The organism is Curtobacterium sp. B18 (assembly GCF_000333375.1).
Taxonomy (GTDB): Bacteria; Actinomycetota; Actinomycetes; order Actinomycetales; family Microbacteriaceae; genus Curtobacterium.
The window spans coordinates 1-8,070 of sequence record NZ_BACZ01000215.1; the positions used below are offsets into that span (position 1 = coordinate 1).

The 8,070-nt window shown below is 71.3% G+C and carries 6 protein-coding genes; 2 read left to right on the forward strand and 4 right to left on the reverse strand.

Features of this window, described 5'->3' with window-relative positions:
- From I5E_RS05750 to I5E_RS21280, 4 genes are all read right to left on the reverse strand, one after another.
- Window positions 1–1,590: ATP-dependent Clp protease ATP-binding subunit (locus tag I5E_RS05750; protein WP_022906149.1), on the reverse strand; the 1,590-nt coding region annotated here is incomplete at its 3' end.
- A 48-nt stretch (window positions 1,591–1,638) separates the two neighbouring features.
- Window positions 1,639–3,057 carry an MFS transporter gene (locus I5E_RS05755; protein ID WP_022906150.1) on the reverse strand — a complete coding sequence of 473 codons (1,419 nt, stop codon included), beginning with the start codon at window positions 3,055–3,057 and terminating at the stop codon, window positions 1,639–1,641.
- Between the two features lie 134 nt (window positions 3,058–3,191).
- Complete coding sequence (gene tatA, locus I5E_RS05765) at window positions 3,192–3,467, reverse strand: twin-arginine translocase TatA/TatE family subunit (RefSeq protein ID WP_022906152.1); 276 nt, start codon at window positions 3,465–3,467, stop codon at window positions 3,192–3,194.
- 269 nt (window positions 3,468–3,736) lie between these two features.
- Window positions 3,737–6,520 carry a glycoside hydrolase family 2 protein gene (locus I5E_RS21280; protein WP_022906153.1) on the reverse strand — a complete coding sequence of 928 codons (2,784 nt, stop codon included), beginning with the start codon at window positions 6,518–6,520 and terminating at the stop codon, window positions 3,737–3,739.
- Between the two features lie 217 nt (window positions 6,521–6,737).
- Here I5E_RS21280 and I5E_RS05775 point away from each other — a divergent pair, with 217 nt between their 5' ends.
- The gene (locus I5E_RS05775; RefSeq protein ID WP_022906154.1) at window positions 6,738–7,136 is read left to right on the forward strand and encodes a hypothetical protein; all 399 of its coding nucleotides are present in this window, start codon (window positions 6,738–6,740) and stop codon (window positions 7,134–7,136) included.
- Window positions 7,137–7,219: 83 nt separating this feature from the next.
- A complete protein-coding gene (locus I5E_RS05780; protein WP_022906155.1) occupies window positions 7,220–8,050 on the forward strand; it encodes an aldo/keto reductase in 831 nt (276 codons plus the stop codon).
- The last annotated feature ends 20 nt before the right edge of the window (window positions 8,051–8,070 follow it).

Sequence of the window (8,070 nt, forward strand, 5' to 3'; positions counted from 1 at the left end):
CACCACGGAGTACGGGCGACGCCGGACGGTCTCGGTGAGCTGCCCGCCGGCCTCGTACCCGATGTACCCGGGCGGGGCGCCGATGAGCCGCGCCACCGAGTGCTTCTCGCCGTACTCGCTCATGTCGATCCGGACGAGGGCCTTCTCGTCGTCGAAGAGGAACTCGGCGAGCGCCTTGGCCAGCTCGGTCTTGCCGACGCCGGTGGGGCCGAGGAACAGGAACGAGCCCGTCGGTCGGTCCGGGTCGGAGATGCCGGCGCGGGTGCGGCGGACGGCTTCGGACACCGTCGAGACGGCGGTGCGCTGCCCGATGATCCGCCGACCGAGCTCGTTCTCGAGGTGCAGGAGCTTCTCGGTCTCGCCCTGCAGCAGGCGGCCGAGGGGGATGCCGGTCCACTGGGCGATCACGGCGGCGATGTCCTCGTCGGTGACGCTGTCGTTCACCATGCGGTCGGCGGACTCGGCCTGCTCGGCCGCGGCGAGTTCCGCTTCGATGCGCGGCTTCTCCCCGTACTCGAGCCGACTCACGGTCTCGTAGTCGGCCTCGCGCTGCGCCCGCTGCGACCGCACGTTGAGGTCGTCGAGCTGCTGCTTGAGCTCACCGATCCGGTTGAGCGAGGCCCGCTCGGCCTGCCACCGCGCTTCGAGCTCGGCGAGCAGCCCCTCGCGGCTCGCCAGCTCGGCACGCAGGGTCTCGAGGCGCGCCTTCGACGCGTCGTCCTTCTCCTGCTTCAGCGCGAACTCCTCGACGCGCAGCCGGTCGACGGTGCGCTTGAGCTCGTCGATCTCGACGGGGCTGGAGTCGATCTCCATCCGGAGCCGCGAGGCCGCCTCGTCGATGAGGTCGATCGCCTTGTCCGGCAGCTGCCGCCCGGAGATGTACCGGTTCGACAGGCTCGACGCGGCGACGAGCGCGGAGTCGTTGATGGTGACCTTGTGGTGGGCCTCGTACCGCTCCTTGAGCCCGCGCAGGATCGCGACGGTGTCCTCGACGCTCGGCTCCCCCACGAAGACCTGCTGGAAGCGACGTTCGAGCGCGGCGTCCTTCTCGATGTACTCGCGGTACTCGTCGAGCGTCGTCGCCCCGATGAGTCGGAGTTCGCCGCGCGCGAGCATCGGCTTGAGCATGTTCGAGGCGGCCACGGAGCCCTCGCCCCCGCCGGCGCCCATCAGCGTGTGCAGCTCGTCGATGAAGGTGATGACCTGCCCGTCGGAGTCGTTGATCTCCTTGAGCACGGCCTTCAGCCGCTCCTCGAACTCGCCGCGGTACTTGGCGCCGGCGATGAGGGCGGACATGTCGAGCGAGACGAGGCGCTTGTCCTTGAGCGAGTCGGCGACGTCGCCCGCGACGATGCGCTGGGCGAGTCCTTCGACGACGGCGGTCTTGCCGACGCCGGGTTCCCCGATGAGCACGGGGTTGTTCTTGGTGCGGCGCGTCAGCACCTGGGAGACGCGCCGGATCTCGGCGTCGCGGCCGATCACGGGGTCGAGCTTGCCGTTGCGAGCGATCGCCGTGAGGTCGACGCCGTACTGCTCGAGGGCGGTCTTCTGTCGTTCTTGCGAGTCAGGAGCGCCCTGGAGGTTCGCCATGCGTTCCGTCCTTTCGTTGCGGTGGTCCTGAGGTTGAGTCTACTCCACTCAACTTGCGTCCGCGGCGGCAGATTCCCGCCGCGGGTTCCGGATACCGACGGCACTCACGAGGGCACCGGCGAGGAGCAGGAACGCCATCACCACCATCGCGCGGTGCAGTCCCCCGACGCTCACCGCACCGCCGAGCACGATCCCCGCGAGCGCGACCATGACGAGCCCGGCGATCCGCGCGACGGCGTTGTTCACGGCCGATCCCGCTCCTGCCTCGGACTGCGGGACGGACCCGAGGACCGCGCTCGTCAAGGGGGTGACCATCAGGGCGATCCCCGCACCGATCAGCACCAGCCCGGGCAGGACCGACCACCAGTAGCCCCGTGGATCGTCACCGGCGGCGAGCATCAGGAGCGCCCCGCAGGCGGCGATGGCGGGGCCCGCGGCCATGAACCACCGCGGCCCCCAGCGGCCGGCGAGCGCACCGACCGTGGTCGAGAGGACGAGGAGCATCACGGTCGGGGGCAGCGTCGCGAGACCGGCGAGCCAGGCCGGGAAGCGCCAGACCTCCTGCAGGAAGAGCGTCACCACGAAGAACACCATCCCGAGGGCGCCGTAGATGGAGAGCGTCGCGAGGTTGCCCACCGTGAAGTTCCGCGCCCGGAAGAGCTCGAGCGGGACGAGCGGCGCACCGTGCCGACGGGTGACGCGGAGCTCCCACGGCACGAAGGCCACGAGCGCCGCCCCGCCGAGCACCAGTGCCGTGAGGACGACCGGCGCACCCCACCCGAGACGCTCCTGCTCGATGAGCCCGAGCACGACACCGCCGACCCCCACGACGGCCAGCACCGCGCCCACCACGTCCACGTGGGCCCGCGGACCGACCCGGACGTCCGCCGAGATCCGCGACACGAGCGGGATGGTCACGGCGATGGGCACGGCGGTCAGCACGAAGATCCACCGCCAACCGATGCCGTCCACGACGAGCCCGCCAACGACCGGCCCGAGGATCGTCGCCGCACTCGACCACGCCGTCCACGTCCCGATCGCCTTCGCCTGCGCCGCACCACGGAACGCCGCAACGATGAGCGCGAGCGCACTCGGCGTGACGAGCGCCCCGCCGACGCCCTGCAGCGCCCGGGCGACGATGAGCACCTCGCCAGTGGGCGCGACGGCACACACGACCGAGGCGATCCCGAACACCACCAGCCCCCACGTGATGATCCGGACACGGCCGAACAGGTCGGACAGGCTGCCGGCGACGAGGATGAGCGACCCGAGCGTGACGAGGTAGGCGTCCACCGTCCACTGCTGGACGACGAGTCCCCCGCCGAGTTCGTCGCGGATCGCCGGGAGCGCCACGTTCACGACGCTCGAGTCGAGCCCGACCACGAAGGACGACAGGATCGCCACGACCAGCACGACGCGGCGGTCGTTGCGGAGCGGGGCGGTGGCCGCTGGGGCAGGGGTCGTCATGTGCTCATCCTCCGCCACCTGGCGCGGTCGCGCCTGCCCCTGGGACGACCTGTGGACGACTCGTCCGGCGTGCACGACGAAGCCCCCGCGACCGACGGGGTCGCGGGGGCTGCCGACAGGACGGGGCTGGGGTCCTAGTTCCTGGAGTCCGAGTTCGGCTGGACCGACGGGCCGGGGTTGACCACCGGCTGCGGGGCGGGCTCGGCCGCAGTGTTCGTCACCGTGGTGTTCTGCGCGCCGGCGTCGGTGCCCTTGGCCTTCTTGTCGTCGTCGCCCATCTCCTTCTTGAAGATGTTGATCGACTGCCCGAGGCCCTTGGCGAGCGCCGGGAGCTTGGTCGCGCCGAACAGCAGGATGATGATCCCGAGGATGATCAGCAGGTGTACGCCACCGAGGTTTCCGAGCATCATGACTCCTTGGTATCTGGATCTGGTCGCCGTCTCCGAGTCACCGTCGACGCGTGCGGCGGAAGTCCGTCGTGCTCCCATCGTAACTCGCACCCGCTCGGAAGCCCAGGCGGGCCCCGGAACGGACACCGTTCGCACAGGCAGGCAGAACGACAGACGGGCAGCCAGCCAGCCAGGCAGGCAGGCGGCAGGCGGCAGTCGGCAGTCGGCAGTCGGCAGTCGGCAGTCGGCAGTCGGCAGTCAGTCAGGCAGGCAGGCAGGCAGCCAGCCAGTCAGCGTGCGAGCACCGCGTCGAGGGTCCAGGCCACCGGCGCTGCCGAGAGCGCCGGGACGTCTGCCTCGGTCACACCCCGCAGGCGGTACGCGACGCGCTCCCCGGGCAACAGCGTCATGAAGCCCCGGTCGACGGTGCCGCCGGCAGCGACCCGGTCCGGCTGGAAGAGCAGGTCGCGGACGAGCCCCTCCGCCTCGACGACGAGGTCGAGCCCGTCGCCGTCCGCCGCGGGGGTGAACGCCGTCCGGTAGCGCGCGGGCTCCCAGCGCATCTCCTTGTCGGGTGCCGGCGTCCAGACCGCACGTCGCCAGTCCATGTCGGCGACGACGAGTTCGTTCGTCGGGTCGTCCACGACTCCCACCGACTCCGGCAGCGCCACGACGGCGACCCCGGCGGCGGACAGGTGGACGGGCAGCGAGACCTCGGCGAGGACGGTGCCCGCCACGGTGACGCGCCGGACCCGGACGACGCTGTCGTGACCGGACCGGGTCGAACGGACCGCGATCTCGATCGGCGAACCGCCGAACGCCCCTGGCGACACCCCGAGGGAGAGCGTGTCCGCCAGGTCGCCCAGATCAGCCGTCTCCCCGGCGGCGGCCGACGAGGCGCCGCGATCCGCGCTTCCCGGCTGCTCCGACCCGCCCACCGGACCGGACCCGGCCGCATGGCCGGACCCGACGCCGGACCCGACGCCGGACCCGACAGCCTGGCCGGAGCCGACACCGGACCCACCCGCCAGGCCGGACCCGACGCCGTCACCGACCGCAGCCGCGACCGACGAGACCGGACGGATCGTGAGCAGCACGTCGTCGTAGAGCCGCCGCAGCTCGTGCGCGAGCGGCTTCAGCCGCCCGGCCGAGTCGATCGCCGACCACGACGAGACCGGCCACAGGTCGTTCAGCTGCCACACGACGACACCCGTGTTCCGGGGCCAGTGCGTCCGCCAGTGCTCCACGCCCGTCGCGATCGCGCGTGCCTGCTGGAGCTGCGTCAGGTAGTGCCACCGGTCGAAGTCGGCCGGTGCGACGGAACCGAACCGGGGTGCGAGCCCCCGTTCGAGCTTGCCCATGCCGTCCGCCGCCTTCTGGTGGTGGACGACGCCGGGCGAGTCGACGGCGAGCGGCGCGTCCCGCACGGCGTCGCGGAGCGTCCGCCAGGCGGGCGGTGCCTGCCAGCCGAACTCGGACACGAAGCGCGGCACCGACTCGCGGTAGGCGGTGTCCGGCAGGCGGTTCCAGACCTCCCACGAGTGGTGCGTCTCGTGGTCGACGTCGTTCGCGAAGAGCGACTCGGAGCCCGACCACGGCGAGGCGACCGTGTAGAAGCGGGACGGGTCGACCGCGTCGACGATGGTCGGCAGCAGGTCGAGGTAGTAGTCCAGGCCCCAGCCGCGGTCCCCGAGCTCGGCGGCCCAGCCGTCGACCTCGTGCAGCCAGATGTTCTCGTTGTTCCCGTTCCAGAGCACGAGGGACGGGTGCCGCGAGAGCCGGGCGACGTTGTCCCGGGCCTCGGCGATGACCTCGCTGCGGATCGGCTCGCCCTCGGGGTAGGCCGAGCACGCGAACGGGAAGTCCTGCCAGACGAGCAGTCCGAGCTCGTCGCAGACCTCGTAGAAGTCGCGCGACTCGTAGACGCCGCCACCCCAGACGCGCACGAGGTTGACGTTGAGGTCGGCGGCGGCGCGCAACCGCCCCTCGACGCGGTCCCGGGTGACCCGCGAGACGATCACGTCGTCCGGGATCCAGTTCACGCCCCGGACGTCGACGAGGGTGCCGTTGACGTGCACGTTGAACGGCTTCCCGACCCGGTCCGACGTCGTGTCGATGCGCGTCGAGCGGAAGCCGGTGCGGAAGGTCGAGCGGTCGAGGACCTCGCCGTCGACCGTCTGCAGCTCGACCACGACGTCGTAGAGCTCCTGTGCGCCGTAGCCGCGCGGCCACCACCGCTGGACCTCGGGCACGCGCACGGTGACGACCGTCTCGTCGTCCTTCGGCGTCAGCTGGGCGCGGGAGCGCTGCCGCGTGGTCCCGCCGTCGGCCGTCCCGCCGCTCACGGTGACGACGAGCACGAGGTCGTCGTCCTCGCCGTCCTGGTCGAGGTCGTTGAGTCCCGAGCGCTCGACGGTGATGTGCGCGTCGAGCACGCCCTCCCCCGCCTCGACGTCGACGAGCGGCCGGACGTCCCGGAGCCTCGCCGTGGACCACCGCTCGATCGCGACCGGTCGCCACGGACCGCTCGTCACCGCCGTCAGTCCCCAGTCCCAGCCGAAGTTCGACGCCATCTTGCGGATGTACGGGAACGGCTCGTCGTACGGACCGGGCATGCTGCCGGCCTTCGCGGCGACGCGTCCGGCCTCGCGGTAGGGCGACTCGAACAGGATCTCGAGCGTCTTGCTGCCGCGGCCGACACCGCCGGTGGCGTCGCGCGCGTCGAAGCGGTACCGCCGGTGCATGTTCCGGGTGGTCCCGACCACGACGCCGTCGAGGCTCAGCTCGGCCACGGTGTCGAGTCCGTCGCACACGAGATCGACGCGTTCGAAACCGCGCGGGTCGACGTCGACGGTGCGCTGGTACGACCAGTCCGCCCGTCCCACCCACTTCCCCGCGTCCTCGTCGCGGTCGAACGTCGGGTCCGCCAGCAGGCCCGCGCGCTCGAGGTCGGTGTGGACCTGCCCCGGCACGGTCGCCGGGATGACGCGGCCCGCGACGCCGTCCGGCGCACCGGGGCCCTCGGCCAGGGTGACGGTCCAGTCGTCGCGGAGTTCCTCGCGTTCGAGGGTCATGCGGGTCCTTCTCTTCGGCGGAGGGGTCGGTGTCCGCCACGGTCGGGGCGCCGGCCGGCGGCCCGCCCCGGGGCCGGGGTCTCGGCCTGGAGGCGCTGCACCGGTCGGCCGGGCGTCGTCGCGTCGCGCGCGCGGACGCTGGTGCGATCGCGCGTGGGGGTGCCCGGCGATGCTAGTACGGCGACCTTGCAGGACCGCGAGTGGCAGGCTGGGAAGCGTGATCAGTGTTGCACTCGCCACCGCCCTGCGTGACGCCGGACTCCGGTGGCACCCGACGACGGGCGACCGGTTCGTGATCGACAAGCCGGGCGTGGACGACGACGTCTACACGGTGTCCGAGATGACCGTGGAGCGGCACGACTACCCGTCCGGCACGGTGCTGGGGTTCAACGGCACGACCGAGTGGGCACTCGACTCGGTGGACGCCGCCGAGTCGCTCTGGCTCCCGCGCGAGGACCAGCTGCGCGAGCTGCTCGGGCCGGCGTTCGTGTCGCTGTCGGCCGGCTTCACGGTGGTCGCGACGATCGACGGTGCTGATCGTTCGTTCACCTCGGACGACGCCGCCGAGGCCTACGGGCTCGCGCTGCAGGCGTACATCACGGCCGCACTGGCCTAGCGGGGTACGTCGGACGGGCGGCGGCCCGCCCGGCCTGAACGTTCCCGGAATGCGGGCTGGGCGCGCTTTGGTTGACTCGGACCATGACCGTTCCGAACATCACCCTGAACGACGGCAAGACCATCCCGCAGCTCGGCTTCGGGGTCTTCCAGATCGACCCGTCGGAGACGAAGGACGCCACGCTCGCAGCGCTCGAGGTCGGCTACCGCCACATCGACACCGCCGAGATGTACGGCAACGAGAAGGAGGTCGGCGAGGCCATCGAGGCGTCCGGCATCCCCCGTGAGGAGATCTTCGTCACGTCGAAGCTCAACAACGGCTTCCACGACCCCGAGGCGGCGCTGGAGAACGGGAAGAAGTCGGCCGAGCTGCTCGGCGGCTACACCGACCTCTTCCTCATCCACTGGCCGCTGCCCACCAAGTCGGACTTCGTGCCGACGTGGAAGGCGATGGAGGAGCTCTACCGCGGCGGCACCGCCCGCTCGATCGGCGTGAGCAACTTCCAGGCCCACCACCTCAACCGCCTCGCGGCCGAGACCACGATCACCCCGGCCGTGAACCAGATCGAGGTGCACCCGTACCTCACGCAGGACGAGCTCCGCGCCTACGACCGCGAGCACGGCATCGCGACCGAGGCCTGGTCGCCGATCGCGCAGGGCCTCGTCCTCGACGACGAGACCATCACGCGCATCGCGGGCAACATCGAGAAGACCCCGGCGCAGGTCGTCCTGCGCTGGCACATCCAGCGCGGCGACATCGTCTTCCCGAAGTCGGTCACGCGCGCCCGGGTCGAGGAGAACTTCGCGATCTTCGACTTCGAGCTCTCGGACGACGACATGACCGCGATCTCGTCGCTCGACAAGGGCCACCGCACGGGTCCGGACCCGGACACGTTCGACTACATCCCGGCGTAGGCGGGGCAACGAGAGCGGGG